The sequence below is a fragment of the Roseovarius sp. AK1035 genome, from assembly GCF_003288315.1.
GTDB classification, from domain to species: Bacteria; Pseudomonadota; Alphaproteobacteria; order Rhodobacterales; family Rhodobacteraceae; genus Roseovarius; species Roseovarius mucosus_A.
In genome coordinates this window covers 3,780,500-3,807,201 of record NZ_CP030099.1, presented here as the reverse complement: position 1 = coordinate 3,807,201, position 26,702 = coordinate 3,780,500, and the positions used below count along the sequence as shown (strand labels likewise).

General features: G+C 61.3%; 26 protein-coding genes. 21 read left to right on the top strand and 5 right to left on the bottom strand.

All coding sequences use genetic code 11. The features are described 5' to 3' along the window. The first annotated feature begins 85 nt into the window (after nucleotides 1–85). The 5 genes from RAK1035_RS18125 to xrtE all read left to right on the top strand — a co-directional run bounded on the left by RAK1035_RS18125 (nucleotide 86) and on the right by xrtE (nucleotide 4,819). Nucleotides 86–1,135, top strand: coding sequence for a cobalt-precorrin-5B (C(1))-methyltransferase (locus RAK1035_RS18125; RefSeq protein WP_008282555.1), 1,050 nt, complete (start codon nucleotides 86–88; stop codon nucleotides 1,133–1,135). Next, nucleotides 1,132–1,860, top strand: coding sequence for a cobalt-precorrin-6A reductase (locus RAK1035_RS18120; protein WP_008282554.1), 729 nt, complete (start codon nucleotides 1,132–1,134; stop codon nucleotides 1,858–1,860). The genes RAK1035_RS18125 and RAK1035_RS18120 overlap by 4 nt, the downstream gene beginning before the upstream one ends. After that, on the top strand, nucleotides 1,857–2,486 hold the full coding sequence (locus RAK1035_RS18115; protein WP_008282553.1) for a DNA-3-methyladenine glycosylase family protein: 630 nt from the start codon (nucleotides 1,857–1,859) through the stop codon (nucleotides 2,484–2,486). The genes RAK1035_RS18120 and RAK1035_RS18115 overlap by 4 nt, the downstream gene beginning before the upstream one ends. Then, a complete protein-coding gene (locus RAK1035_RS18110; RefSeq protein ID WP_008282552.1) occupies nucleotides 2,483–3,148 on the top strand; it encodes an alpha/beta hydrolase in 666 nt (221 codons plus the stop codon). Before RAK1035_RS18115 ends, RAK1035_RS18110 begins: the two co-directional genes overlap by 4 nt. 66 nt (nucleotides 3,149–3,214) lie before the next feature. Beyond that, entirely contained in the window at nucleotides 3,215–4,819 is a 1,605-nt protein-coding gene (xrtE, locus tag RAK1035_RS18105; RefSeq protein WP_008282551.1) for an exosortase E/protease, VPEID-CTERM system, read from the top strand. Nucleotides 4,820–4,828: 9 nt separating this feature from the next. Here xrtE and RAK1035_RS18100 read toward each other — a convergent pair whose 3' ends face one another. From RAK1035_RS18100 to RAK1035_RS18090, 3 genes are all read right to left on the bottom strand, one after another. Continuing rightward, a complete protein-coding gene (locus RAK1035_RS18100) occupies nucleotides 4,829–5,002 on the bottom strand; it encodes a VPEID-CTERM sorting domain-containing protein (RefSeq protein WP_232279244.1) in 174 nt (57 codons plus the stop codon). A gap of 208 nt (nucleotides 5,003–5,210) precedes the next feature. Then, nucleotides 5,211–8,984: an efflux RND transporter permease subunit gene (locus tag RAK1035_RS18095; RefSeq protein WP_008282550.1), complete on the bottom strand. Its 3,774-nt coding sequence runs from the start codon at nucleotides 8,982–8,984 to the stop codon at nucleotides 5,211–5,213. Next, nucleotides 8,981–10,198: an efflux RND transporter periplasmic adaptor subunit gene (locus RAK1035_RS18090; RefSeq protein ID WP_008282549.1), complete on the bottom strand. Its 1,218-nt coding sequence runs from the start codon at nucleotides 10,196–10,198 to the stop codon at nucleotides 8,981–8,983. The genes RAK1035_RS18095 and RAK1035_RS18090 overlap by 4 nt, the downstream gene beginning before the upstream one ends. Nucleotides 10,199–10,419: 221 nt before the next feature. Here RAK1035_RS18090 and RAK1035_RS18085 point away from each other — a divergent pair, with 221 nt between their 5' ends. The 7 genes from RAK1035_RS18085 (at nucleotide 10,420) to RAK1035_RS18055 (ending at nucleotide 17,521) form a co-directional block, all read left to right on the top strand. Beyond that, on the top strand, nucleotides 10,420–11,109 hold the full coding sequence (locus tag RAK1035_RS18085; protein WP_008282548.1) for a hypothetical protein: 690 nt from the start codon (nucleotides 10,420–10,422) through the stop codon (nucleotides 11,107–11,109). A 73-nt stretch (nucleotides 11,110–11,182) separates the two neighbouring features. Continuing rightward, nucleotides 11,183–12,511, top strand: a complete 1,329-nt coding sequence (locus RAK1035_RS18080; protein ID WP_008282547.1) for a PQQ-like beta-propeller repeat protein — start codon at nucleotides 11,183–11,185, stop codon at nucleotides 12,509–12,511. A 49-nt stretch (nucleotides 12,512–12,560) separates the two neighbouring features. Continuing rightward, nucleotides 12,561–14,027, top strand: coding sequence for a ribosome biogenesis GTPase Der (der, locus tag RAK1035_RS18075; RefSeq protein WP_008282546.1), 1,467 nt, complete (start codon nucleotides 12,561–12,563; stop codon nucleotides 14,025–14,027). Nucleotides 14,028–14,136: 109 nt separating this feature from the next. Beyond that, a complete protein-coding gene (locus tag RAK1035_RS18070) occupies nucleotides 14,137–15,150 on the top strand; it encodes a fatty acid desaturase (protein ID WP_037298606.1) in 1,014 nt (337 codons plus the stop codon). Between the two features lie 364 nt (nucleotides 15,151–15,514). After that, on the top strand, nucleotides 15,515–15,889 hold the full coding sequence (locus RAK1035_RS18065; protein WP_441346848.1) for an Rrf2 family transcriptional regulator: 375 nt from the start codon (nucleotides 15,515–15,517) through the stop codon (nucleotides 15,887–15,889). A 2-nt stretch (nucleotides 15,890–15,891) separates the two neighbouring features. Continuing rightward, nucleotides 15,892–16,779 (top strand): NAD(P)/FAD-dependent oxidoreductase, encoded by an 888-nt coding sequence (locus RAK1035_RS18060; protein WP_037298539.1) that lies wholly within the window; start codon nucleotides 15,892–15,894, stop codon nucleotides 16,777–16,779. A 25-nt stretch (nucleotides 16,780–16,804) separates the two neighbouring features. Next, nucleotides 16,805–17,521, top strand: a complete 717-nt coding sequence (locus tag RAK1035_RS18055; RefSeq protein WP_008282542.1) for a glutathione S-transferase family protein — start codon at nucleotides 16,805–16,807, stop codon at nucleotides 17,519–17,521. 526 nt (nucleotides 17,522–18,047) lie between these two features. Here the strand turns inward: RAK1035_RS18055 and serS are convergent. Next, nucleotides 18,048–19,340 (bottom strand): serine--tRNA ligase, encoded by a 1,293-nt coding sequence (gene serS, locus RAK1035_RS18050; RefSeq protein ID WP_008282541.1) that lies wholly within the window; start codon nucleotides 19,338–19,340, stop codon nucleotides 18,048–18,050. Nucleotides 19,341–19,500: 160 nt separating this feature from the next. Between serS and yajC the strand changes: the two genes are divergently transcribed. From yajC to RAK1035_RS18005, 9 genes are read left to right on the top strand one after another with little or no spacing between them, the layout of a single operon-like run. Continuing rightward, on the top strand, nucleotides 19,501–19,782 hold the full coding sequence (gene yajC / locus RAK1035_RS18045; protein ID WP_008282540.1) for a preprotein translocase subunit YajC: 282 nt from the start codon (nucleotides 19,501–19,503) through the stop codon (nucleotides 19,780–19,782). 41 nt (nucleotides 19,783–19,823) lie between these two features. After that, nucleotides 19,824–22,460, top strand: coding sequence for a protein translocase subunit SecD (gene secD, locus RAK1035_RS18040; RefSeq protein ID WP_008282539.1), 2,637 nt, complete (start codon nucleotides 19,824–19,826; stop codon nucleotides 22,458–22,460). Then, on the top strand, nucleotides 22,453–23,214 hold the full coding sequence (locus tag RAK1035_RS18035) for a sulfite exporter TauE/SafE family protein (RefSeq protein ID WP_008282538.1): 762 nt from the start codon (nucleotides 22,453–22,455) through the stop codon (nucleotides 23,212–23,214). The genes secD and RAK1035_RS18035 overlap by 8 nt, the downstream gene beginning before the upstream one ends. A 3-nt stretch (nucleotides 23,215–23,217) precedes the next feature. Continuing rightward, a complete protein-coding gene (locus RAK1035_RS18030) occupies nucleotides 23,218–23,571 on the top strand; it encodes an Mth938-like domain-containing protein (protein WP_008282537.1) in 354 nt (117 codons plus the stop codon). A gap of 56 nt (nucleotides 23,572–23,627) precedes the next feature. Further along, entirely contained in the window at nucleotides 23,628–24,245 is a 618-nt protein-coding gene (ccmA, locus tag RAK1035_RS18025; protein WP_008282536.1) for a heme ABC exporter ATP-binding protein CcmA, read from the top strand. Then, on the top strand, nucleotides 24,242–24,898 hold the full coding sequence (gene ccmB / locus RAK1035_RS18020) for a heme exporter protein CcmB (protein ID WP_008282535.1): 657 nt from the start codon (nucleotides 24,242–24,244) through the stop codon (nucleotides 24,896–24,898). The genes ccmA and ccmB overlap by 4 nt, the downstream gene beginning before the upstream one ends. Before the next feature lie 16 nt (nucleotides 24,899–24,914). Then, entirely contained in the window at nucleotides 24,915–25,655 is a 741-nt protein-coding gene (locus RAK1035_RS18015) for a heme ABC transporter permease (protein WP_008282534.1), read from the top strand. Then, on the top strand, nucleotides 25,652–25,810 hold the full coding sequence (gene ccmD / locus RAK1035_RS18010; RefSeq protein ID WP_008282533.1) for a heme exporter protein CcmD: 159 nt from the start codon (nucleotides 25,652–25,654) through the stop codon (nucleotides 25,808–25,810). The genes RAK1035_RS18015 and ccmD overlap by 4 nt, the downstream gene beginning before the upstream one ends. After that, entirely contained in the window at nucleotides 25,803–26,336 is a 534-nt protein-coding gene (locus RAK1035_RS18005; protein ID WP_037298536.1) for a DsbE family thiol:disulfide interchange protein, read from the top strand. Before ccmD ends, RAK1035_RS18005 begins: the two co-directional genes overlap by 8 nt. A gap of 78 nt (nucleotides 26,337–26,414) precedes the next feature. Here the strand turns inward: RAK1035_RS18005 and RAK1035_RS20285 are convergent, their stop codons facing one another. Beyond that, complete coding sequence (locus RAK1035_RS20285) at nucleotides 26,415–26,552, bottom strand: hypothetical protein (RefSeq protein ID WP_008282531.1); 138 nt, start codon at nucleotides 26,550–26,552, stop codon at nucleotides 26,415–26,417. Nucleotides 26,553–26,702 lie beyond the last annotated feature (150 nt).

The window sequence follows — 26,702 nt, the reverse complement described above, 5'->3', positions numbered from 1 at the left end:
AGGTTTTGCGGGGCGCGCACAGGGTCCGACCGTTAGATTTGGCATTTGGCCTCTGGCTGTGGCGCGCCTATAGTCCTGACTGGATATGACCCGCAAACCCGATACCCCCCTGCGCCGTGGCTGGACCACGGGCGCTTGCGCAACCGCCGCGACACGGGCGGCGCTCAGCCTGCTATGGGGCGAAGGGGCCGTGCCGCGTGTCTGCATCACCTTGCCAAGGGGTGAGACGCCCGAATTCGTCATTGCCCATCATGCCAGCGGCGAGGGGTGGGCCGAGGCTGGGGTGATCAAGGACGCGGGCGATGACCCGGATGTCACACATGGGGCGATGATCATCGCGCGGGTGGCCCGCTCAGAAGGGGGCGTGGTGTTTCGCGCAGGCGAGGGCGTGGGGCGTGTCACCATGCCGGGGCTGCCCATCCCGCCGGGTGAGCCTGCAATCAACCCCGTGCCACGTCAGATGATGCGAGAGACCGTGGAAGACATGGCCGAGCGGCTGTCTGAAAGCCCGGATATCGAAATCACGGTGTCGGTACCGGGGGGGGCTGCGCTTGCGCAAAAGACTTGGAACTCGAGGCTGGGCATAAAAGGCGGGTTGTCGATTCTGGGCACAACAGGGATCGTGCGCCCGTTTTCCTGCGCCGCTTGGATAGCCTCGATCCATCGTGGCATTGACGTGGCGCGCGAGGCGGGGCTGGATCATGTGGCAGGCTGCACTGGCGCCACGAGCGAGCAGGTGGTGCAGAGCCTTTATGACCTTCCGGATCATGCGATGTTGGATATGGGGGACTTTGCGGGTGGGATGCTCAAATATCTCGCCCGGCATCCGCTGCCGCGCCTGACGGTGGGGGGCGGTATCGGCAAGATGGTCAAGCTGGCGCAGGGCGCGCGCGATTTGCATTCAGGCCGCAGCCAAGTGGATTTCGCAGGCCTCGCCGACGCGCTTGCCATACCAGATCTGAAGTACATGAACACGGCGTTGCAAGCCTATGACGTTGCTGGGGAAGTCTTGGCAGAATGGGTGGCGCAGGAAAGCCGGTTGAAGGTGCTGTCAATGCTGCCCAAAGGCGTCGCGGTTGATACGGTTGTGATCGACCGGGCCGGTGTGGTGCTGGCACGGGCGGGGGCGGCATGACGCTCTTGCTGCTGGCGGGCACGGGAGAGGCGCAGCAGGTGGCACGACTTTTGGTTGCCGAGGGGCGTCCTGCCATTGCCTCGCTTGCCGGGGCCACGCGCGCGCCGCGCGCCATGGGCCTGCCCACGCGAATAGGTGGGTTTGGCGGCGAGGATGGCTTTTTGCGCTACCTCACCGAGGCCGGGATCACCGCAGTTCTTGATGCAACGCATCCTTTCGCCAGCCGGATATCCGAGCGCACGGCACGGCTCTGCGCTGACAGGGCCGTACCATATTGCCAGCTTTTGCGGCCGGAATGGGTGCCTGGGGCCGGTGACCGCTGGACCATTATCGCCGCAGAGGAAGAGGCGGCGGCGCATATTCCCGAGGGGGCGACGGTTTTCCTTGCCACCGGGCGGCAGGGCGTGACACGCTTTGCCAATCTCGACGGGCGGCGGCTGATTTGTCGCGTGGTCGATCCACCCGAGGCACCCTTTCCGATGGCAAATGGCACCTATCTTGTTGGTCGCCCGCCGTTTTCCGTGGCGGAGGAGATCGCGCTCTTCACCCGGCTAGGTATCGACTGGCTGGTGGTCAAGAATGCGGGGGGGGCCGCGTCCGAGAGCAAGCTGGCGGCTGCGCGGGCGCTGAACCTGCCCGTGGCGATGATCGCGCGACCGCCACAGCCAAAGGCCCCGCGCGTGGCGACGGTGGCGGCGGCAATGGAGTGGGTGCGCAACATATGACGGGCCGGATCATCGAGTGCGACGCGGACGTTCAAGAAGGGGCAGCGCATTTGGCCGCCCTCTGCCCCCGCCTGCATCATGCCTATGCGCTGACGGGGCCGCTGCCGTTGCGGCGGAACCCGGACGGATTTGCGCGGCTACTCAGTGCGATTGTCAGCCAACAGGTCAGCGTTGCTTCGGCCAATGCGATCTGGTCAAGACTGGAACAGGCCGGTTTCACCGAACCTCAGCGCATCGTCGCGGTCACGGATGACGATCTGCGTGCCGTAGGCCTCAGCCGCCAAAAGGCGCGCTATGCCCGCGCGCTTGCCGAGGCGGGGATCGATTATGCCGCCTTGCGCAGCGCTCCGACGTCTGAGGTGATTGCCACGCTTACGCAAGTGTCTGGTATCGGTGTCTGGACGGCGGAAATCTATGCGATGTTCAGCTTGGGGCGTGCAGACGTATTTGCGCCTGGTGATCTGGCCTTGCAAGAGGCGGTGCGCCTGCTCTACGACCTGCCGGAAAGGCCCAAGGAACGGGCGCTGCGGCAAATGGCCGAGGACTGGTCGCCATGGCGCGCCGTTGCGGCGCGACTTTTGTGGGCCTATTACCGGGTGGCCAAGGACAGGGAAGGGATCAGATGACACGGGTATTGCAAGCAGGCCGCAAGGCGCCTCTTTCGGGTGAGACACGTTCGGCTGTCGTCTTTCTGCATGGATACGGGGCCAATGGCGCGGATTTGCTGGGGCTGGCAGACCCGTTGGCGGAACACTTGCCAGATACGCTCTTTGTCGCGCCCGATGCGCCGGAGAGCATTCCGGGGATGCCCTTTGGTCTGCAATGGTTTCCTATCCCGTGGATCGACGGATCAAGCGAGGAAGAAGCGCACCGGGGCTTGATGACGGCCTCGGCGGATTTGAATGCCTTTCTTGATGCGCTGATGGTGGATGAGGATCTTTTGCCTGAACAGGTGGTGCTCTTTGGCTTTTCCCAAGGGTCAATGATGGCGTTGCATGTGGCACCCCGGCGCGAAGAAGCACTGGCTGGCGTCGTGGCCTTTTCCGGGCGGCTTCTTTCGCCGGACTTGTTGGAAGATGAGACGCAGAGCCGCCCGCCCGTTCTGCTGGTGCATGGCGATGCCGATGAGGTGGTGACGGTACAGTCGCTGCCGCAGGCGGCGGAGGCGTTGCAGGGGGCAGGCTGGCAGGATGTCTATGCCCATATCATGAAGGGTACGGGCCACGGAATTGCACCTGACGGGCTGTCAGTGGCCCTGGCCTTTATGCGCGACAAACTTGGCCTCTGACGGTTTTCCACAAATCGCCTCAGGCTTGCCATATTGCGGCGGCGCTCTTGAGTTAGCGCAAGACGGATGAGTGAGGACACCGGCAAACTTACCCCGCATGGGCGGGCTCTATCCCTTGGCGGACTGTTTGTCGCCGAGATGGTGGTGCTTGTGCTTGGGTATCAGGTGTTGAGCGACCTAGAATGTCGCGCCACCGGGATCGAAGCTGCCTGTCGCGGATTGCGGTTTGTGGCGCTTTGGTTGCTTTGTGCGGGGTCGTTGGTTGGGATATACCTCTGGGCGCGCCCCGTCGCGCGCGCCGATTTCGGCATGGCGGCAAGCCGTGCGCCGGGCGGGTTAAGATGGGCCCTGATACATGGCCTTGGCATTCTGGCCATGCTCGCGCCGCTGATCGTGATCGCGCCTGACGCGCTGAGCGCAGAATTTCAGTCTGTTTTCCCTCTGGCGGCCTTGGGCGCGCTGATGGCGGCCTTGGGTGGTCTGCTGTGGCTGATGCGGCCCGCAGCATGGTTGAGTTGGTTACAGGGGCGCAGTCTGTCCCTTTTGGCGATGGTGGTTTTTGCCGCCGCTCTTCCGGGGGCTGTGGTTTTGGCGGGGCCACTCTGGAGCGTGCAGGCTGTCACGGATGTGACATTCATTGCGGTCTTTCTCTTGCTGCGCCTCTTTGTCGAGGAGGTGGTCGTTGATCCCGCGACCTATGTGATCGGCACGCCAGAGTTTCAGGTTATGGTGGCCGATAGTTGTTCGGGGATCGAAGGGCTGGTGTTGATCACTGCCTTTCTTGCCCTTTACGGGGTGCTTTTCCGTGACGAACTGCGCTTGCGCCGCTTTGGCCTCGTGATTTGGCCCCTTGCGCTGTTGGTAAGCTGGCTGTTCAACGCGGTGCGGATCACGGGGTTGATCCTGATCGGTGTGCATGTCTCGCCGGAACTGGCGGTCAACGGGTTTCACAGCTTTGCCGGTTGGTTGATGTTCACAGCCCTGTCGATCGGCGTTTTGGTTGTTGTCGGGCGCAGTGGCTATGCGCTTCAGGCGGTGGTGGTGCCACAGGTGCGCAGCGTGGCCCCGCTGGCTCAGGATGATGTGGCTGGCCGCATCCTGCCCTTTATCGTCTTTGCCTTGTCGGGATTGATCGCACAGGCCTTTTGGAGCGAACCTGCCCTCGCTTATCCGGTGCAGGCCGGCATGATGCTGGCTGCGCTTTGGTGGGTGCGCGCCACTCTGTGGCAGCATTTAGCTTGGCCCTCAATGCTCTCGGTGGTCGCAGGCATCGCGGTTGGGGTGGTTTGGATCGCAACCGCGCCCGCGTCAGAGCCACCCTCTGACGCGCTCATGTCGCTTGGGGCCGGCGCTTTTGCCCTTTGGGCCAGCGTGCGCATCCTTGGCACCGTGGCGCTCGTGCCGGTGATCGAAGAGCTATTTTTTCGGGGTTATGTCCAAGCGCGTCTGGACCGGGGCACTGTTTCAAGCCAGATCATCGCGATTGGTGTTTCCGCCGGCCTTTTCGCGCTTGTCCATGGCCGATGGATCGAGGCGGGGCTGGCTGGTGTCGTCTTTTCTCTGGTTTACATGCGCAATGGGCGGCTGGCTGATGCCATGGCCGCCCATGCTGTTGCCAATGCTGTTATCGCAGCCGTCGCCCTTTGGAGGGGGGATTGGGCGCTGATCTGACGGTAGAGGTCAGTTCCGCGCGCGACGGCGTTTGATTTCCCAAGCAAGGACAAGGGCCGCGAGAACAACCGCGATGGCCAATGTGCCACTTGCAGCGTCCATTTCCGGCACGGAGGACGTCGATGTCGAGCCACCGCTCGACGTGGTTCCACCATACCAGCCACTCCAGAACCAATCAAACATCAGTCGTCTCCGTATTACCATGCGTTCAAATTCTGACCTTAGATATGCCAGATTTCGGACACATTTCAAGCTTCGTGCCGGTCGAGGCCTATATTTGGAAACGAACCGGGTCTACAGGGCGCTTTGTTTCCGGATTAGAGGCTGAGATGCTGAAACATCGGGCAATCTTCCTGCGGGATACAGGGGCGAACTCACATCTTCAACAGAATCACTCCGCCGCGCGGAGAGGCGAATCTTGGCCTATGGAATCCGGTGTTTTTGTATTTTTTTCAGCAGGTTGGGTTGGGTCTGCGGGCACGGTTTGATTTTCGTCGGGCCAGACAATTTCAGCGTGTGCGAGGCGGTTTGCGGTGTGGGCAAGGGCCCAATCCTGAGCGGCGCGGCTGGAGCGACCCATCGAAAGCTTGGCCAAGAGGCGCGCGCCCCAGAGCGCGTAGGTGCCCAGCCACACCCGCAACGCCAACATCGCGGGGGTAAAGACCAGCGTCAGCACGGTTGCGATTCCGAGGCCGAAAACCACGGCGGTGGCAAGCTGCTTCCACCACAAAGCTGTTGGACTATCAAAGGCATAGCCACCATTCACAAAGTCAAGGCTTAGCCCGAACATCATCGGCGCGAGGCCCGCCATGGTGGTGATCGTGGTCAAAAGAACGGGCCGGATGCGATCCTGCGCGGTGCGGGTGATGGCCTCGATCTGGGGCATGTAGCGGGCGTATTCCTGATAAGTATCAATCAAAACAATGTTGTTGTTCACCACGATCCCCGCGAGGGCCACGATGCCGGTGCCCGTCATGATGATCGAAAACGGCTGATCCATCACCAGCATCCCGATCAGCACGCCGGTTGTTGAGAGCACGACCGCCAAAAGCACCAGCACTGCGTTGTAAACACTGTTGAATTGCGCCAAGAGGATAATGAACATCAGGCCAAGCGCCCCGGCGAAGGCCTTTTGCAGGAACGCGCCGGATTCGGCCTCATCCTCGGCGTCGCCGGTCCATTCATAGCTGATTCCGGGGGGCAGAACGCCGGAATCGAGCCACTCAGTCAGGAGCGCGATGCGCTCGTTTGCGGTGATGGGCACCTTACGATCTGTAACATCTGTGGCCGATTCCCTACGAAATAACCCGTCCTCAACTGCCGCCTTGATGTCGAAAAAGCGGGTCTGATCGACACGGTCGATCTGGGCCAGCTGTTTGACCGGTTTGCGGCTGACGAAATTCGAAAGTGGAACCAGCCCGTCATCGGTGCGCACCTTGAGGCTGTCGAGGGTTGAGAGCACGCGGTCTTGGTCGGGCAGGCGGACGCGGATCTCGATTTCTTCGTCGCTGCTGTCCACGCGCATCGTGTCGAGCAGGATACCGCGTGTCACAAGCTGCACCATCGCCCCAACGGTTGCCACGTCGGCGCCAAAACGCCCGGCCTTTTCGACATCAACGTCGATCTGCCAATCAATGCCGGGCAGCGGCAAGGTATCTTCGATCTGGCGCAGGCCTTCGGTTTCGTCGAATTTCTGTCGCGCCACTTCGGTAAAGGCGATGAGATCGTCCCAATTGTCACTTTTGAGGCGCAGGTGCACCGGCTTGGCCGAAGCGGGGCCACGGGATTGGGCAAGAACCTCAAACTTGATGCCGGGAATTTGCTCCAGTTCGGCGCTCAGTTCCGCAATCACCGCATCGCCGTCAAAGTCTGCCGCCACCACGTCGCGCGATACGGCAAGGTTGATCAGGGGAATGGTGAACCATGTCTCGTGCGTCTGGGGGCGATCCTCCCAGGCGATGGTTTCGAATTGTATCTGACCGATCGTGTCGCGTGGGGGCTGTGCGCCACCGGTGTTGGTATCAAGCCCGCCATCCCCGGCAAAGGCAAAGGCGGTCTGGATGCCCGGATGGGCGCGGATGATATCCTCGACCTGCTGGACCAACTGATCCTTTTGATCAATCGAGAGATTGCCGCGCCCGCGAACATAAACGATGCCTTGCTCGGGTTCGCTATCGACAAAGAATTCGGTGCCATTGTTGTTGTTGATGTAGAACATGAGCACAGAGCCCACGAGCACAAAAATCGCGCCAAATGCCACCAGCGGCATCACCGGATTGCCCGCGATCGCGTGGATCACCCAGCCAAAGGTCGAGCGGTGATAGCCGCCCCGGACCCGTTCGCGGCGCGGGGGCAGCCAGCGTTGCCGCGCGACGTGCAGGAGTTTGCCAAAACGGCGCGGAATGGCCAAAAGCGCCAGAAGCGTGGCGACCACCCCCGACAGCCCTACCGCCGCAAGAAGTGACACGCCAAGCAAGAGGCCAAAGACCGTGGTCAACACGGGTATGACGGAGCCAAGGATTTGCGTGCCGTCCATGGCTGAAAATTGCGCGCGCACTTCGTTCAGCAGGGTGGGGGCCAATTGGCCGGCCAGAAGCGCCGCACCGATTGCCAGCGGCAAGAGCAGCACATGCCAGAGCCAGAAACCGCCCGCAATCTGATCGGTGCGGGCGTTGAACCAGCGTTCCAGCCGCCCGGTCACGCCGCCCAGCACGGGCAGATAGACGAGCGCCACCAAGAGCGATGCAGAGAGCACGAAAATCAGCGTAACGGGTAGCATGCCCATGAATTGCCCCGGAATGCCGGGCCAGAAGAGCATCGGCAGAAAAGCACAGAGCGTGGTCGCGGTTGAACTGACCACGGGCCAGAACATCCGCTTGGCGGCCCCCACATAGGCGTGCATAGGGCCTTCGCCATCGGCAATCCGCTTGTCTGCATATTCCACCACGACGATGGCACCATCCACAAGCATGCCAACCGCAAGGATGAGACCGAACATCACGATATTCGAGACCGCGACGCCCATGACGGCGAGAAGGGCAAAGCAGAGCAGAAAGGAGGTTGGTATCGCAAAGCCCACCAGCAGCGCAGGACGGATGCCCAAGGCCGCCAGCGTGACGATCATAACCAAGGCAATGGCGGTCAGAACCGAGCCCTCAAGCTGGCTGACCATCGAGGCGACCGTGCTGGATTGATCGTTGGAGGTGCCAACGCTGACTGCGACCTGTAAATCCTCGGGCCATGTCTTTTCCGCCTCGGCGACAGCGGCGCGCACGAGGTCTGCGGTTTCGATTATGTTGAAACCTTTGCGCTTGACCACTTGGAGCGCGACGGTGGTCTCGCCATTGAACCGCGCGGTGCCTAGCCGATCCTCGAAGGTGAGGTTTATGGTGGCCAGATCGCCAAGTCGCACGATGCGGTCGCCATTGGTCTTGACCGGAAGGTTGTAGAAATCGCTGGTGTCTTCGAAGGACGAAGGGATTTTGACCGCGAAAGTGCCTTGGCTTGTGTCGACTTCACCGGCTGCGATCAATTGGTTGTTGTTCTGCACCACGTTGATCAGATCCAGCGCCGTGACGTTATATGCCTCAAGGCGGAGCGGGTCGATGATAACCTCGAGCATCTCTTCGCGATTGCCCGCGATCCCAGCCTCGAGCACAGGTTCCAGCCCTTCGAGCGTGTCTTGCAGGTCATTGGCAAGGCGCGACATGGTGCGTTCCGGCACCGGGCCGGAGAGGTTGACGATGATGATCGGGAATTCGCTGAAATTCACTTCGTTGAGGGTGTATTTTTCAGCGCCGTCGGGGAAATCGGCCTCGGCGGTGTCCATCGCGTCGCGCACATCGGCGAGGGTCTTGGTCTTGTCCCAGCCGAATTCGAATTCGAGCGCCACGCCGCCATAGTTTTCAGCAGCGGTGCCGGTCATTTTTTTCAGACCGTCCAGATCGCTCAGCTCGGTCTCCATCACTTTGACGAGCAGTTTTTCGCTATCCTCGGCGGAGATGCCGGGGAAGGGGACCGAGATGAAGAGGGCGGGCACCTCGATGTCAGGCTCGCCCTCTTTGGGCAAGCCGACATAGGCCAGCGTGCCTGCAAGGACCGAGAGCACGATGAAGGCCAAAACCATCCGGGCGCGGGTGGCGGCCCAATCGACGATTCCGGTCATTGGCCCAACTCCTGAAACACCGGGTCAACGGGCACGCCATCGGTCACGAAATCCTGTCCGATCACGATCACATCGGCGCTATCTGGCAGTCCGGTGAGCCAGACACCGGAGGGTGTATCGCGCAAGAGCTCGACCGGGACGAATTGGGCAAGGCTTTCGGGGTTGACGATGCGCAGGCCCAAGGCCCCCTCGTCATCAAGAGTGAGCGCGGATTGCGGCAGGAGATGCGCGCGTTTGCCTGCGGCACCGATCAGGATTTCGGCGGTTTCCCCGTCGCGCAGCGAGAGGTCCGGATTGGGCACGGTCACTTCAACGCGAAAGGTGCGGGTGACGTCATCGGCGGAGCGGGCAACGAAGGTCACGCGCCCCTCGACCCTACGGCCTGAGGCCATGCGAATTGTTGCAGGGGCATTCATTTCCACGCGGGCCACCTGCAATTCCGAAACAAAGCCGACCATGGTGATCGGGTCGAGTTGCAGCACCGTGGCGCAGAGCGCGCCGGGTTGCAAAAGGCTGCCGATTTCCGCGGTGTCGGTGTCGAGCACGCCGTCGAAGGGCGCGACGATGGCGAGGCGGGCGATCTCGGTTTCGGCGGCGGCGACGGCGGCGCGGGCGGATTCAATCCCGGCGCGCGCGGCCTCTAGGCCAGAGGTGGCCGACTGCACCGCGGCTTGCGCCGAGCTGACCGCAGCGCGTGTGGCGGCGACGCGGGTTTGTGAGGCAAAGCCGCTTTCGACAAGGTTTTCGGCGGCGTTGGCATTGATTTCAGCCTCTTCGAGTTGGGCGCGGGCCTCGTTGGCGCGGGCCTCGGCCTCGGGGATGCGGGTTTGGGATTCGCTCAGCCGGGCTTGGGCCTCGGCCAGAGCGGCGTTGCGCGCGGCGGGGTCAAGGCGGCAAAGGATATCGCCTTGGGTCACCATATGCCCTTTGCGCAGCGGGTCGTTGATGACAAGGCCCGAGGTTTCGGCGCGCAATTCGACGATGCGGTCAGCCTCGGATCTGCCGCGCACCACGACGGCGCTGTCGACCTCACGCGCTTGTGAACGCAGGGCCACGACGCGCATGATCTGCGTCGTTTGGGGGGCGGTTTCTGGTGATGTGGTTTCGGTTTGCGGCTGAGTGGCGGGGGCTGGAAGAAATCTGTCATGCTCAAAGACAAGAACATAGACAAGGACAGAGACCACGAGGGCGATGAGAACAGGAAGCAACCGCATTTATCTACCTTCGGGCCATGAGGCGTGGCGTTGGGCCGGGCTTGGGCCTGCCTTGCGGGACATGCCCTTGACGCAACATCATTGGCTTACGCTAAACCAACCGGTTCAGATTAATCTTTTCCAATGCCTGCTGCAAGCACGCCCTTGCGTCGCGGGCGCGGTGCCCCTTGGCAGGGGCAGGGCTTCGGGGTAAGAGGGGCGAAATTCAAGGGGGGCGCGGCGTGAGCAACACCGACACTTTCATCGATGAAGTCACTGAAGAGGTGCGCCGCGACAGGCTGTTCGCGTTGATGCGCCGATATGGCTGGATCGCGGTTCTGGCGATCCTGATGTTGGTGGGCGGTGCCGCGTGGAACGAATGGCGCAAGGCGCAGGATCAGGCCGCCGCCCAAGCGTTGGGCGATGCGGTGCTGGCGGCATTGGCCACCGAAGACCGGAGCGCCCGCGCCGCAGCACTGGATGCAATCGAGGCGCCGGGGGCCCAAGCGGGATCGGTGATTGCCTTGCTCGCGGCGGCGGAAGAAGCGGCCGACACCCCCGAGGCAGCGGCGGCGCGGTTGCTGGCGCTGGCAGACCGGTCGGATGTGGATGCCGTCTATCGCAATATTGCAACGCTCAAGGCGGTGATGCTTCCGGGTTCGGGGCTGGATGCCGAGGCACGGCGCGGGCGGTTGAATGGATTGGCGTTGAGCGGCGGGGTTTTGCGCCTCTTGGCCGAGGAACAATTGGCGCTGATTGATCTGGAAACGGGCAACCGGGATGCGGCTTTGGAGCGTCTTGGCGCGATTGCCAGCGATGCGGAGGCGACGATGGGCTTGCGTAGGCGCGTGACACAAGTGATTGTGGCCTTGGGCGAAGATATGCCCGACCTGCCGGAGCCTGTCACAGGGGCCGAGTCGCTAGGTGAATGACAGGGGCCGCGTCGGGCGACAGGCTCATGCGGGCCGGCAGGACGGCAAAAGGCGAAGAGTGAGGGCAAGAGCAGTGAAACCGAACGGATTGATCCTTGGGCTGATTGCAGTCCTTGCGCTGACGGCCTGCACCAAGAAGACACAGATTCTGAGCGGTGAGCGCGAGGGAATTCGCGAGGTTCTCCAGAGCGAGACTGCGCGCGCTCAGGCAAGTGTGACACCAACAAACCAAGTTCTGCCCGTTTCGCTGCCAGCGGCGACAGTCAATGCGGACTGGCGCCAGCGCATCGGAACGCCTGCAACGCGCACGGCCCATCCCGCGCTGTCGCGTGCACCGCAACTGGCGTGGTCGGTCAATATCGGCGCAGGTGACGGGCGGCGGGTGCGGATCACCGCTGACCCGGTAGTGGCCGAAGGGCGTATATTTACACTGGATGCCGAGGCGACGGTGGCGGCTGTCTCGACCACAGGGCAATTGCTCTGGACGCGCGACCTTACGCCGGCCAATGACAGGTCTGACAATGCCAGCGGTGGCGGCTTGGCCTACGGCGATGGCAAGCTCTTTGTCTCGTCCGGGTTTGGCCTGCTCACGGCGGTTGACCCTGCGACAGGCGGCGTGATCTGGCAACAGGCGTTGGGATCGCCCGGCACCGGCACACCGGCGGTCTTTGACGGGCTGGTCTATGTGGTTGCGGGCGATGATGTGGCCTGGGCGATTGAGACGGACACCGGGCGGATTGCCTGGCAGTTGAGCGGCACGCCGGATATTCACAACGTCTTGGGCGGACCTGCCCCGGCCATCACCGACAAATACGTGGTCTTTGCCTTTGGTGCAGGGGAATTGCAGGGCGCATTCCGCCGGGGTGGTCTGCGCCTCTGGGATGCGCAGGTTGCGGGCGAGCGTTTGGGCGTAGCGAGTGCGCGCGTGGATGACATCACCGGCGATCCAGTGGTCGTCGGTGACCGCCTCTATACCGGCAGCCATTCGGGGCGCACTGTTGCGCTAAGCCTTGGCAGTGGCAACCGCCTCTGGACTGCCGAAGAAGGCCCGCTTAACCCGGTTTGGCCCGCCGGGGACTCGCTGTTCATGGTCACGGATCGCAACGAATTGGTGCGGCTTGCCACGGAGGACGGGACGCGCATCTGGGGGCATGAATTGCCGCTCTTTGCGGATCGCAAGCCCAAGCGGCAGGCGGAAATCGTGGGGCATTTTGGCCCCATTCTGGCCGGTGGACAGCTGATCCTGGCCTCGGGCGACGGGCAATTGCGGTTCTTTGATCCGGCCTCGGGGCAGATGACGGGCGCGCGGGATTTGCCCGGTGGTGCCACGTCCAACCCGGTGGTTGCGGGCAATACGCTTTATGTCGTGTCGAAAAAGGGTCAATTGCTGGCTTTCCGTTGATCGTGCGATCCTGTATCAGGGCGACTTGATCCGTATCGGAGCCTGAGACATGACCTTTTCCGTAGCCATCGTGGGCCGTCCCAATGTTGGCAAATCGACGCTCTTCAACCGTCTGGTGGGCAAGCGCCTTGCGTTGGTTGACAACCAGCCCGGCGTTACCCGAGACCTGCGCGAAGGGGCCGCGCGGTTGGGCGATCTGCGCTTTACGGTGATCGACACCGCAGGTCTGGAAGATGCCACCGACGAGAGCCTTCAGGGCCGGATGCGCAAGCTGACAGAGCGCGCAGTCGACATGGCGGATATTTGCCTCTTTGTGATCGACGCGCGCACCGGGGTCACGCCCACCGACGAAAGCCTTGCCGAGATTCTCCGCAAGCGTTCGGCGCATGTGATCCTTGCCGCCAACAAGGCCGAAGGATCGGCGGCGGATGCGGGCGTGATCGAGGCCTGGGGGCTGGGTCTGGGCGAGCCTATTCGCATGTCGGCAGAGCATGGCGAGGGGTTGAATGACCTCTATTCCCAGTTGATGCCATTGGCTGATGCCTTTGAGGCGCGCGCGGCGGCGGAAGCACCAGAGGTGGATGTGTCGCTCGACGAGGATATCGAGGACGACGAGGATGTCAGCTATCGCAAGCCGACCGAGGCCCGTCCGATGCAGGTGGCGGTGGTGGGGCGGCCCAATGCCGGAAAATCGACCCTGATCAACAAGATCCTTGGGGAAGAGCGGCTCTTGACCGGGCCTGAGGCGGGGATCACGCGCGATGCGATCTCGCTGCGGATCGACTGGGACGGGATGCCGGTGCGGATTTTCGACACGGCAGGCATGCGCAAGAAGGCCAAGGTGCAGGACAAGCTGGAAAAGCTGTCGGTGTCCGACGGGCTGCGGGCGGTGAAATTTGCCGAAGTGGTGGTGGTTCTGCTTGATGCCGCGATTCCCTTTGAACAACAGGATTTGCGGATCGCCGATCTGGCCGAGCGCGAGGGGCGCGCGGTGGTGGTGGCGATCAACAAATGGGACATGGAGCCCGACAAGAGCGACAAGATCAGAGAGCTGCGCGAGGCATTCGAGCGGCTTTTGCCGCAATTGCGCGGCGCGCCTCTGGTCACCGTCTCGGCCAAGACTGGCAAGGGGCTGGACCGCCTGCGCGATGCGGTGGCCAAGGCGCATGAGGTCTGGAACCGGCGCGTGACCACGGCGCAACTGAACCGTTGGCTGATCGGCATGTTGGAGCAGCACCCGCCGCCCGCGCCGGGCGGCCGTCGGGTCAAACTGCGCTACATGACGCAGGCCAAGACGCGGCCACCGGGATTCGTGGTGATGTGCAGCCATCCCGACAAATTGCCCGAGAGCTATTCGCGCTATCTGGTGAATGGGTTGCGGGCAGATTTTGACATGCCGGGCACGCCTATCCGCCTTTATTTCCGCAGTCAGGCGGATCGTAACCCTTACAAGAGCAAGAAAAAGGCCGGGCCGTCGAGCCTGCGCAAGCATTTGACGGGGCGATCAAGCGACTGAGCCGGGCAGGGGCGTGCAAATTCCTGTGCAGCCCCTCTTGCATTCGTGCGGGGCGAGGTCAAATCTCTGAGGCCAAAGAGTGTTACCCCTCTGTGGCATGGAGGCTGACATGACCGAGACCCCCGATCAGGCGGCGCTTCGCGCCTTTCTCAGACCCTATACCACCAAGAGCGATGGTCGTGGCGCGCTGTCGTTTGCGGGCACTCTTGTGGTTTATGGCGGCGCGCTGATCCTGGGTGTGGCCTTGGCAGAGGCGGGGCAGTGGGCTGGCGCGGTGGCGATGGTTGGCGTGCTCGCCTTTGCTTCGGTGCGGCTTTACGTGTTGCAACACGATTGCGGGCATGCCGCGCTTTTTCGGCGCAAAGGGCTGAATGATGTGGTGGGCTATGCCCTATCGGTGTTTTCGCTGACGCCATACCGGGTCATGCAATACAATCACAACCAGCATCACGCCTATCTGGGCAATCTCGATCACCGCGAGACGACCGAGGTTTATACGATGACGCTGTCGGAATGGCAGGCAGCACCATGGCACAGACGGCTGTGGTATCGGCTCTATCGCAATCCGGTGGTGATGCTGTCACTGGGGGGGATTTACGCCTATTTCATCGCCTATCGCTGGCCGCGCAATACGCAAGTGGTGGGGGTATGGGGCGTGATCGCACATAACCTGATGCTGGCGGGCTATTTGACGCTGATCTGGACCACATTGGGCCTGGTCGGGCTTGTGGTCTGGGGCGTGAGCGCACTGCTGGCGGGGGTGATCGGGGTGTTTCTGGTGTATCTCCAGCATAATTTCGAAGAGACCTATTGGGATCGCAAGCCATCGCTCGATTTCCGCAAGGCGACGCTTGTGGGGTCAAGCTCGCTTGATCTGGGGTGGCTGTGGGATCTGGGGACGGGCAATATCGCCTATCACGACCTGCATCACTACAACCCCGGTATTCCGTCCTATAACCTGCGGCGCTGTCAGAGGGCGTTGCCGGAGGCGTTGCGCGCGCATGACGTGATCCGCTGGCCCGAGGCGATCCGGAGTTTCCGGCTGAAACTCTGGGATGAGGCGGCGGGGCGGTTGGTGCCGTTTCCGAAGGCTGAGACGACGCGCATGGTGGCGGCGGAGTAGGGGGAGTTGGCAGGTTGTTTGACTTTCACGTTATACCGTTGGGCTAAAACCGTAATCGGACATTCTTGCTGTGTGTGGGCGAAGGTTTGGAAAGAGCCCGTCGTGTCGATATTCTGCTGAGCAGCGAATGGCGGCTCTCGGCAGCCCTTCCGAAAGGTTCGGTAACTGGCGGGTCTGAAAGGGATTAGGGGGGCGGCTATGGAAGCGGTCGCTGGTTCATTGGTGAAAAGAGGCATTCTTGGAATGATCGCCCTATAACTTGACACACTGCACGAATCGTAACATATATTGTTACATGAAAAGAGATAGCCGCCTTTCCTCCGTCCTTCACGCGCTTCTGCACATGGCAGAGCACGAAGGGCCCATGACTTCGGAAGCCATCTCGCAGTGCATGGGCACCAATCCTGTTGTCGTCCGGCGCACCATGGCATTTCTGCGTGAAGCAGGGATCGTTTCGTCCGCTCGGGGCCACGCTGGGGGATGGCGCATCACCGCCGATCTTGAGGTCGTGACCTTGCACCAGTTGCACAAGGCACTTGGAGAACCAGCCATTTTCGCGATTGGCAATCGGACAGAGAACCCCTTCTGCCTGGTGGAGCAGTCGGTCAACGCCGCACTGGAACACACGCTTGAAGAAGCCGAAGCGTTGCTGCTTGAGCGTTTCGCTCATGTCACACTTGCCGATCTGGCTGCCGACTTCAAACGTCGCCACGCGGAAACGCTTAAACAGAAAGAATGAAAATGCAGGATGTTATCTTAGTTGGGGGTGGCTATGCAGGAATGGCAGCCGCCCTGCAGCTTCTGCGTGCGCGCAGGTCAGTGCTGATCATCGACGCCGGGATGCGACGCAACCGGTCAGCCAGCCACTCCTATGGCTTTCTGGGACAGGATGGTGTCGATCCGGCCGAACTGGCCGGCATTGCCCGAACCCAGCTCGAGGCGTATCCGACCCTGACCTGGAAAGAGGGCGAGGTTGCCAGCGCTGCTGGAGAGAACGACGCGTTCCAAGTGACCCTCACCACTGGCGAGCGCTTCGAAACGCGTCGCCTGCTGTTCGCCACCGGTGTGACGGATGGACTGCCCTCGGTGCCTGGACTGGCAGAGCGGTGGGGGCGTTCGGTGTTTCACTGCCCCTATTGCCATGGCTACGAGCTGGATCAGGGCCATATCGGCGTGATTGCAACCGGGCCCATGTCCGTGCATCAGGCGCAGTTGCTGACGGAGTGGGGCAAGGTCACATTCCTGACCAACGCCCTGATGCCACTCGACGATGAAACCCGTACCGATCTTCATCGCCGCGGTGCTACCATGGAGGAAACGCCAATCGATCGGATCGAGGGCAAGGCCGAAGTTTTTCTGACCGACGGTCGCCGCGTGGACTTTGCCGGTTTGTTCACGGCGCCCATCTGTTCGCCGGCCAGTGCGGTGGCCGAAACCATGGGCTGCGCCTTGATAGAAACGCCCATGGGGTCTCAGCTGCGGACGTCCGATGAGAAAGAGACATCTATCTGTGGCGTATTTGCGTGCGGTGATGTCGCACGCGCCCCGCACTCGGTGTCGCTTGCCGTGGCCGATGGCGCAACTGCCGGCGCACAAATTCACAGATCACTTGTTTGGCCCTCGCGCTGAGATCAAACTATTGGAAGGAAACTCCATGAAGCTTTACGAACTGAACTGGGCGCTCTTCCCACGTCGCATCGGAATCTACCTCTCCGAAAAAGGGATCACCGATATAGACCGGATTGCCTTTGATGCGATGGACCCGGAAAGTCTCGGCCGCCTGAGGGCAGTGAGTTCGTTCGGAACAGTGCCAGTGTTGCAAACCGAAGATGGTCACAAGATCCGATCTTCGATCGCAATCTTGGAATATCTGGAGGATCGGTATCCGCAGCCGAACATGATCGGGTGGTCACCCGCCGCGCAGGCCCGAACGCGGGAAGCAATGAGCATCGCAGATGAGGCAGCGCTTCAGCTTGGGGTATGGGCCCATAAGGGCAGTCCGGTCTTCGCCGGCATGGAGGAGCAGCATCCAGCTACAGCGCGTTTTGCAGCGGCGGCCTATCTGAAGCAGCTGGAACGCCTCGATCTCGTACTGACTGAAAATCAAGGACCCTTCCTAACTGGCTCTGAGAACACCATTGCAGACTGTATCGCGATGGCGACCCTGCAATTTGCAGCGGACGTCTACGGTGTTCACTTGCCCGAGAGGCTCGAAAAACTGCGCGCTTGGTACGAGTTCTTCCGGCAAAGACCAAGTGCCATTTGCCCCCCTTACCCAAAGGGTTTTCTAGCGGTTGCTCATGGTCTTCCGGATCATGGTTTCGATTGGTCACTCGATGATGTTGGGTGGAATGCTGCTCTGGTGGGCTGATTCTGATCCGGTATGGAGACCGCTGCTTCGAGATAGTCGTTAGAGGCCAAGTTGGGTGGTTTCGTCGCCACCTTTGCCAGACGTGTCAAGAACGATGGCTGCTTGGTATGCTCCTGAAGCAGTCATCAGCGAAGCGGCAGCGAAAGCTCTCTTTGTCCGCTCTGTAGACTTTCGCGCGCTCGGTCTCGAAGGTCGGGTCTTGGATGGACGGGCTCGGCCCTTGGCTCGAGAGTGCCTGACTGTTAGACGCTTGCTCCCGCGAGGTGTCAAAGGCGAGGGGGAAGCCCTGCGTAGGGCGGGCTGCGCCCGATTGAAACCGCATCCGTCCCGGACTTGATCCGGGACCTCACTGAGTCAGCGTCGAGGCCCCGGCTCGGGGGCCGGGGCGGAATGAACCTGATCAGCCGCAACGTGTTTTGATTGAAACCGCACCCGTCCCGCACTTGATCCGGGACCTCGCCGAAGCGGGAGGGGGAGGCCCGGGTCAGGCCCGGGGCGATGTGAACCCGATTGGAGTCAAGCTGCTTTAGCCTAGGCTCCCATCCGCGTTGAGGATCGTCTTGCCGCGCAGGTAGGGGTGGAGGGCGTCGGGGATGCGGACGGAGCCGTCGGCCTGCTGGCCGTTTTCCAGCACCGCGATCAGGCAGCGGCCCACGGCGAGGCCCGAGCCGTTGAGCGTGTGCAGGAATTCGGGTTTGCCGCCGCCTTGTGGTTTGAAGCGGGCGTTCATGCGGCGCGCTTGAAAGTCGCCGCAGACCGAGACGGACGAGATTTCGCGGTAGGTGTTTTGACCCGGTAGCCAAACCTCGATGTCATGGGTGCGGCGCGCGCCAAAGCCCATGTCGCCGGTGCAGAGCACGATGGTGCGATACGGCAGGCCAAGCCGCTCAAGGATACTTTGAGCGCAGGCGGTCATGCGGTCCAACTCGGCGCGGCTTTCGTCGGGGTGGGTGATCGAGACCATCTCGACCTTTTCGAACTGGTGCTGGCGCAGCATGCCGGCGGTGTCGCGCCCCGCAGAGCCTGCTTCGGAGCGGAAGCATTGGGTGTGGGCCACATAGCGGCGCGGCAGGGTGGCGGCATCGACCGTCTCGCCATGCACGATATTGGTCAGCGTTACCTCGGCGGTAGGAACGAGCCACCAGCCATTGGTGGTCTCGTAGCTGTCTTCGCCGAATTTCGGCAATTGCCCGGTGCCCAGCATCATTTCGGGGCGCACCAGAACGGGCGTCCAGGTTTCTTGGAGGCCATTTTCCTCGATATGGGTGTCGAGCATGAATTGGGCCAAGGCGCGGTGCAGGCGGGCGATGCTGCCCGACAGGACGACAAAGCGCGCGCCGGAGAGCTTGGCCGCCGTCTCGAAATCCATGCCCGGTTGCACGCCGGTAATGTCGTAATGCTCTTTCGGGGTGAAATCGAAACTTGCGGGCGTCCCCCAACGGCGCAGCTCGACATTGCCGCTCTCGTCCGTGCCATCGGGCACGTCGTCAAAGGGCAGGTTGGGCAGGGCCATCAGGAGGTCGGTGAGTTGGGTATCTAACGCCTTGGCCTCGGCCTGCATGGCGGCCATTTCTTCCTTTTTGGCCGAGACCAGAGTGCGCAGGCGTTCGAATTCTGCCTCGTCGCCGCGCCCTTTGGCGGCGCCTGCCTCTTTGCTCGCGCGGTTCTGGTCGGCCTGTGCGCTCTCGGCCGCATGGATGCGGGTGCGACGCGCCTCGTCGAGGGCCAGAATCTGGGGCGAGACCGGAGCCAGACCCCGCCGTGCGAGGGCGGCGTCAAAGGCATCGGGGGTCTCGCGGATGGCGCGGATATCGTGCATGGCGCTGGTCCTCAAAGCTGTCGGTGAATCGCTTGGGCGGCGTTATGCACCAGAAACCGGGCCTGCGCCATGCTTTCGCGCCTTGCAAATACCCGGCCCCGCGCCTAGGTTCCCCGGCAATTCGCGGCCCGCTGTCCGCGTCACAAAAAGAGGATACCCGATGGAAGCCTTTAGCCAGTTCATCCCGCTCATTCTGATCTTTGCGATCATGTATTTCCTGTTGATCCGCCCGCAACAGAAGAAGCTCAAAGAGCATAAGGCCATGATCGGCGCACTGCGCCGCGGCGATCAGGTGGTGACGCAAGGCGGCCTGATCGGCAAGGTTTCCAAGGTCAAGGATGACAGCGAGATCGAGGTGGAACTTGCTGAGGGCATCAAGGTACGTGTGGTGCGCGCCACCATCGCACAGGTTCTGTCCAAGACTGAGCCTGCCGAGGGCTAAGCCCCCGCTCCCCTGCGAAAAACCTCTGAAAGGGCAGGAACATGCTGCAAATCGACCTGTGGAAACGCCTCTGTATCTGGGGGACGGTAGCCCTTGGTCTGATGCTCGCCCTGCCCAATGGGTTTTACGGAAAGGTCGAGCGGCATAATGACGCCGTCGTCGCCGTTGAGGCGGGGGCTGATCCGGCGTCGGTGGCCGATGATCTGGCGCTTTGGCCCGGTTGGATGCCCTCGAGCCTTGTCAATCTGGGGCTTGATCTGCGCGGGGGCGCGCATCTATTGGCCGAGGTCAAGGTCGAAGATGTCTATCAGGCGCGGGTTGAGGGGATGTGGCCCGAGGTGCGCGATCTGTTGCGTGAAGAGCGTGACAGCGTGGGGCCCATCCGGCTGCAGCAGACCGATGAGCCCGAGTTGCGGGTGCGCCTTGTCGAGCGGCCCGAAATGGCCACAGAGGCCGCGGCGCTGGTGCGTGGGCTGGCGCGGCCTGTTACCGATGTGCTGACTGGCGTGGGTGGCAGCGATATCGAGGTGACAACGGACGGTGCGGATATCATCATCCGGCTGAGCGAGGCCGAGCAGCGCGCGACCGATGATCGCACCGTGCGGCAATCGCTGGAAATCATTCGCCGTCGGATCGACGAGGTGGGCACGCGCGAGCCGACCATCCAGCGCCAGGGCGCTGACCGCATCCTGATTCAGGTGCCGGGGATTGGCAGCGCAGCCGAGTTGAAGGCGCTGATCGGGACCACGGCCCAACTGACATTCCAGCCGGTGATCAGCCGTGCCGCGAGCGCTGATGCGCCCGCGGGCGCAGGTAACGAGGTGCTGCCGTCACTGGACGAGGCGGGCGTTTACTACATCCTGGAGCGCGCGCCCGTTGTGACGGGCGAGGAATTGGTCGATGCACAGCCAGATTTCGACCAGAACGGTCGCCCGGCGGTGTCGTTCCGGTTCAATCCCACGGGTGCCCGCAAATTCGGCGATTATACGGCTGAGAATATCGGCAATCCCTTTGCTATCGTGCTTGATGGCGAGGTGATCAGCGCGCCGGTGATCCAAAGCCATATTGCCGGCGGGTCGGGCATCATCACCGGCAACTTCAATGTTGAGGACAGCACGCAACTGGCCGTGCTGTTGCGTGCGGGTGCGCTTCCGGCGGGGCTTGAGTTTCTGGAAGAGCGGACGGTCGGGCCGGAGCTTGGGGCCGATAGTATCGAGGCGGGCAAGCTGGCCTGTCTTGTGGCCTTTGCGCTTGTGCTCGTTTACATGATCGTGAGTTACGGCATTTTCGGCATCTTTGCGAATATTGCGCTGATTGTGAACGTTGGTCTGATTTTCGGCTTGCTCAGCCTAATCGGGTCTACGCTGACCTTGCCGGGGATCGCCGGGATCGTGCTGACCATCGGGATGGCGGTGGACGCCAATGTGCTGGTGTTCGAGCGTATCCGAGAAGAGATGAAATCGGCCAAGGGCGCGGCGCGGGCCATTGAATTGGGCTATGAGAAGGCGATGAGCGCGATTGTCGACGCCAACATCACCACCTTCATGACGGCGCTGATCCTTTATGTCATGGGGTCTGGTCCGGTGCGTGGCTTTGCCATAACGCTGGGGCTGGGGATTGTGACTTCGGTCTTTACCGCTCTGTTTGTGACGCGATTGATCACAGTGATGTGGTTTGAGCGCAAGCGGCCAAAAACGGTGCTGGCCGGGCGCGGTTTCCGGCTCGTGCCGGAAATAACCTCTTGGGATTTCTTTAGCCGGTGGAAGCTGTGGCTGGGCATTTCCGGGGTGATGATCCTTGTGGCGTTTGGCTCTTTTGCCGTGCAAGGGCTGAATTTCGGGATTGATTTCAAGGGTGGCACCACGATCCGGACGCTCAGCGCAGAACCTGTTGATATCGGGGCCTATCGCGCTGCGACTAATGATATGGGGTTGGGCGATGTCAGCATCACAGAGGTGTTCGATCCAACCTTTGGCCCGGAAGAGAACGTGGCAATGCTCCGGATTCAGGCGCAGGACGAGACCGAAAGTGTCACCCCCGAAACGATCGCGGCGGTCGAAGCGGCCTTGCAGCAGGCTGTGCCGGATATCCAGTTCACATCCGTGGAGAGCGTTGGCCCCAAAGTATCGGGCGAGTTGATCAAGACGGCGGTGCTTGCCGTCGCACTCGCCATCGGGGCGGTGCTGGTTTACATCTGGATGCGGTTCGAGTGGCAATTCGCGGTCGGGGCGGTGATTGCGTTGGTGCATGACGTGGCGCTAACCATCGGTGTGTTTTCGGAACTGCAAATCCAATTCGATCTCGCGATCATCGCGGCCCTTCTGACGCTTGTCGGCTACTCGCTTAACGATACGGTGGTGGTGTTTGACCGGGTCCGCGAGAACCTGCGCAAATACAAGCAAAGGCCGCTGCGAGAGGTGCTGAACCTGTCAATCAACGAGACGCTGAGCCGCACGATGGTGACGTCACTGACCACCTTGCTGGCGCTTTTGGCCTTGTATGTCTTGGGGGGTGACGTGATCCGGGGCTTTGTCTTTGCCATGATCTGGGGCGTGATCGTTGGCACCTATTCGTCGATCTTTGTGGCCAGTACGGTGCTAATGTGGCTGGGTATCAAACGCGACTGGTCTAAGCCGGATGCCAATGCGGGCACGCAATTCGCCAATATAGATGCCTGAGGCATTCAGCGCGGTCTGGGCGACGCCCGGCCTGGTCTGGCTATTGCTGGCGATTGGGCTGGCAGGGATCGTGCGGGGCTTTACCGGCTTTGGAACGGCGTTGATTTTCGTGCCCGTGGCGGGGATTTTTCTGCGGCCAGAGATCATCGTCGGGGTGATCACGCTGACGGGAATTGCCAGCACTTCGGCACTGTTGCCGCGCGCTTGGTCGCAGGCGGACCGGCGCGAAGTGGGTATCTTGGCGCTTGCGGCGCTTGTGACTGTGCCGATTGGTCTGTGGCTGATGGGGCGGCTTGACCCGGTCAGCATCCGGTGGGTGGTGGCCGCTGTGGGCGCAATCACATTGGCGGCGCTGATCACCGGGTGGCGGTTCTCGGGGCAGGTGGGCCGCCCCATGCTGGTCGCGATTGGGGCTGTGGCCGGCGTGATTGGAGGGCTGACAGGGTTGACCGGCCCGGTGGTGATCCTGTTCTACCTCGCGGGGCAGTCGGCGGCGCAATCGGTGCGCGCGAATACGATCCTGTTTCTGGCCGCGCTGGATGTGGTGATCGTGGCCAACCTCCTTTTACGCGGGGCGATCAATGGGCAGATTTTCCTTTTGGCGCTGCTACTTGCGGTGCCGTATTTCATTACCTCATTGATTGGGCAATCGCTCTTTGACCCGCGTCACGAGCGGCTTTATCGTTGGGCGGCTTATGCAGTGATCGGTCTTGCGGTGGTGAGCGGGCTGCCGATCTGGGGCAAGGAGGGGTAAGCCATGCGCATGACGGAAATCAGTTTTAGCGGGGCGACGCCGATTGATGGCTATGGGCCGGGATTCTTTCGGGTTGCCGGACAGGTTATGGAGGGCGCGATCCTTGTCACACCGACTGGGGCGCGCACCTGGGGCGGTTATGAAGACACCGCGGCACTGATGGCGCTTGCGACGGAGGTCGATGTGGTCTTTATCGGCACTGGCGCAGAGATATCGCATATTCCCAAAGGGTTGAGAGATGATCTTGAGGCGGTGGGGTTGGGTGTTGAGACAATGAATTCGCCCGCTGCTTGCCGGACCTATAACGTGCTTTTGTCCGAAGGGCGCCGGGTGGCCGTTGCGTTGCAACCGGTGTGACGATCCGCGCGCTGATGGTGCTTTTCCAAGGTCTCGCATTGGGTTAAGCACAGCGCATGATGCTGCAAGTCTCTGATCTGACCATCGCGCGTGGCGGGATACCCGTGCTGGAAGGGGTGCGTTTCACGCTATCCCCCGGTCAGGCGCTTGTGGTGCGCGGGCCGAATGGCATCGGCAAGACCACGCTCTTGCGGACGATCGCGGGCTTGCAGCCGCCGGTTTCAGGCCGGATCGACGTGCCCCCCGAAAGCCTCGTTTATGCCGGGCATGCCGATGGGATCAAGGCCACTCTGACGGTTACAGAGAACCTGAAGTTTTGGGCGGAAGCCTTTGGTCGAAAAGACTATTCCCAGGCTATTGAGGCATTCAGGCTGACCGCGCTCTCGGGCCGGCTGGCGGGGGCGCTATCGGCTGGCCAGAAGCGGCGCTTGGGGTTGGCGCGGCTTTTGGTAACAGGGCGGGCGATCTGGGTGCTGGATGAGCCGACGGTGTCATTGGATACTGAGGCGGTGGCGATGTTTGCCCATGCCGTGCGCGGGCATCTGGCGACGGGGGGCATGGCGCTTATGGCGACGCATATCGACATTGGGTTGAGTGAGGCGCAGGTGCTTGATGTCGGAAAATACAAAGCCAAGCCGTTGATGGATAATGATTTTGACGGGGCATTTCTGTGATCGCCCTCCTGTTACGTGATATTCGGCTGGCGATGCGTGCCGGTGGTGGCTTTGGTCTGGGTTTGTCATTTTTCCTGATTGTCGTGGTTCTGGTGCCCTTTGGGGTGGGGCCGCAAAGCGCGCTGCTGACGGTGATTGCCCCCGGTATCCTGTGGCTGGGTGCGTTGCTGGCGTGTTTACTGTCGCTGGATCGCATTCTGGCGCTGGATTGGGAGGATGGCAGTCTTGACCTTCTGGCCACCTCGCCCTTGCCGATGGAGGGGATTGTGAGCGTCAAGGCGTTGGCACATTGGCTGACCACGGGCCTGCCTTTGGTGGCGGCGGCACCGGTGCTGGGGCTGCTGCTCAATCTCTCGGAGTCGGGCTATAAGTGGTTGATAGTATCACTTTTATTGGGAACACCTGCGCTTAGCGTCATTGGCACTTTTGGGGCGGCGCTGACGGTCGGGCTTAAGCGTGGGGGGCTGTTGCTGAGCCTGCTTGTGCTGCCGCTTTATGTACCTACATTGATTTTCGGCGCAGAGGTGGCGCGACGTGGCGCAGAGGGGTTTGACGTGACCACGCCGCTGTTGATGTTGGCGGGGATTACCTGCGGCACCATCGCGCTTTTGCCTTTCGCCTCGGCTGCGGTATTGAGGGTGAACCTACGTTGATGACACAGGACATGCGATGAACCTGAACGCACTCTGGGAATATGCCAATCCCAAGAAATTCATCCAGACCACCGACCGGTTTTTGCCGTGGTTCGCGGGGCTGGCGGCGGTGACGTTGGTGGGGGGGCTGATCTGGGGCTTTTTCTTTACGCCCGAGGACTACCGCCAAGGATCGACGGTGAAAATCATTTATTTACATGTGCCTAGCGCGCTGATGGCGATCAATGCCTGGCTGATGATGCTGATCACATCGCTTATTTGGATCGTGCGGCGGCATCATGTGAGCGCGCTGGCGGCACGGGCAGCGGCACCTGTGGGAATGGTGATGACCGTGATCGCACTGGTGACGGGGGCCATCTGGGGACAACCGATGTGGGGCACCTGGTGGGCCTGGGACCCGAGGCTAACCAGCTTTCTTATCCTTTTTCTGTTTTATCTCGGATACATAGCCCTGTGGGAAGCCATCGAGAATGACGATACGGCAGCGGATCTGACCAGCATTTTATGCCTTGTCGGATCGGTCTTCGCGTTGCTCAGCCGCTATGCGGTGAATTTCTGGAACCAAGGCTTGCATCAGGGTGCCTCGCTCAGCCTCGACAAGGAAGAGAATGTGGCGGATGTATTCTGGTATCCGCTGCTGGTCTGCATGGCGGGATTTGTGTTTCTTTTCATAGCCTTGGTGTTGATGCGCACGCGCACCGAGATCCGCGCGCGGCGGATGCGGGCGCTTTTGGCGCGCGAGAGGATGGAGGCATGATGCCGGATCTGGGGAAATATGCGGAGGCGGTTTTATCGTCTTACGCGGTGACGATTGCGCTTATCGCGGTTTTGATCGTGCTCAGCGTTCGGCGGTCTAATCGTGTGAAGAAAGAGCTACAAGAAGTTGAAACTAAGGTGAAATCCAATGGCTAAGCTTTCTCCGATGATGGTCTTGCCGCTGGTGATCTTTGCCGGGTTTGCCGGGTTGGCCTTTGTTGGGTTGCAACGGGATAACCCCAATGAGCTGCCTTCGGCACTGGCTGGTAAGCCGGCGCCGGTGGTGGCAGTGACACCGCTTGGCGACGGAAAAACTTTTGGTGACAGTGACTTGCGCGATGGAACTGTGACGCTTGTGAACTATTGGGCGAGCTGGTGTGCGCCCTGTCGCGTGGAGCATCCTAATCTGGAGAAGCTGGCCAAGGATGGCATCACGATCTATGGGGTGAATTACAAAGATAAGGCTGATAACGCCTTGAATTTCCTGAAAGAACTTGGAAACCCCTATGCCGCGATGGGCGCGGATGCGACGGGGCGGATGGCGCTTGACTGGGGGGTTTACGGCGTGCCTGAAACCTATGTGATTGATGGCAAAGGCAATATCGTGCTGCGCTTTGCCGGGCCGATCACCGAGCGGGTGATGCAGAGCACGATCCTTCCTGCGATCGAGGCCGCGCGCTAGGCGCTATTGGCCCCGGGGCGGGCGACCTTACATTTTGTAAGGTTTGTAAGCTGATTTTGTAAGGTCTGGCTGCGCGCGTCATTTCGGGGCTGCGCAATCCTGCGTGGTCGCGTGCTGCGGGCAGGTGGGCTTTGCTGGGTTGTCGCCATAGGCACCGTAAACGGCGAGCAAGCTGATCAGCCCGGCCTGGGCAAGGATGAGTGCGGTGGTGCGCATGATTTACCCTTTCTCAATCTTCTGCCCTCAAGATTGGGGCGTGGCGATCACGAAAAAAGGGGAATCACCGCAGAATGACAGCAGGAGCAGCGCATCGGCGGCGAATGGCCGGAAATTGGGCAAGGGTGGCGGAACCCTGCGCAAGATATG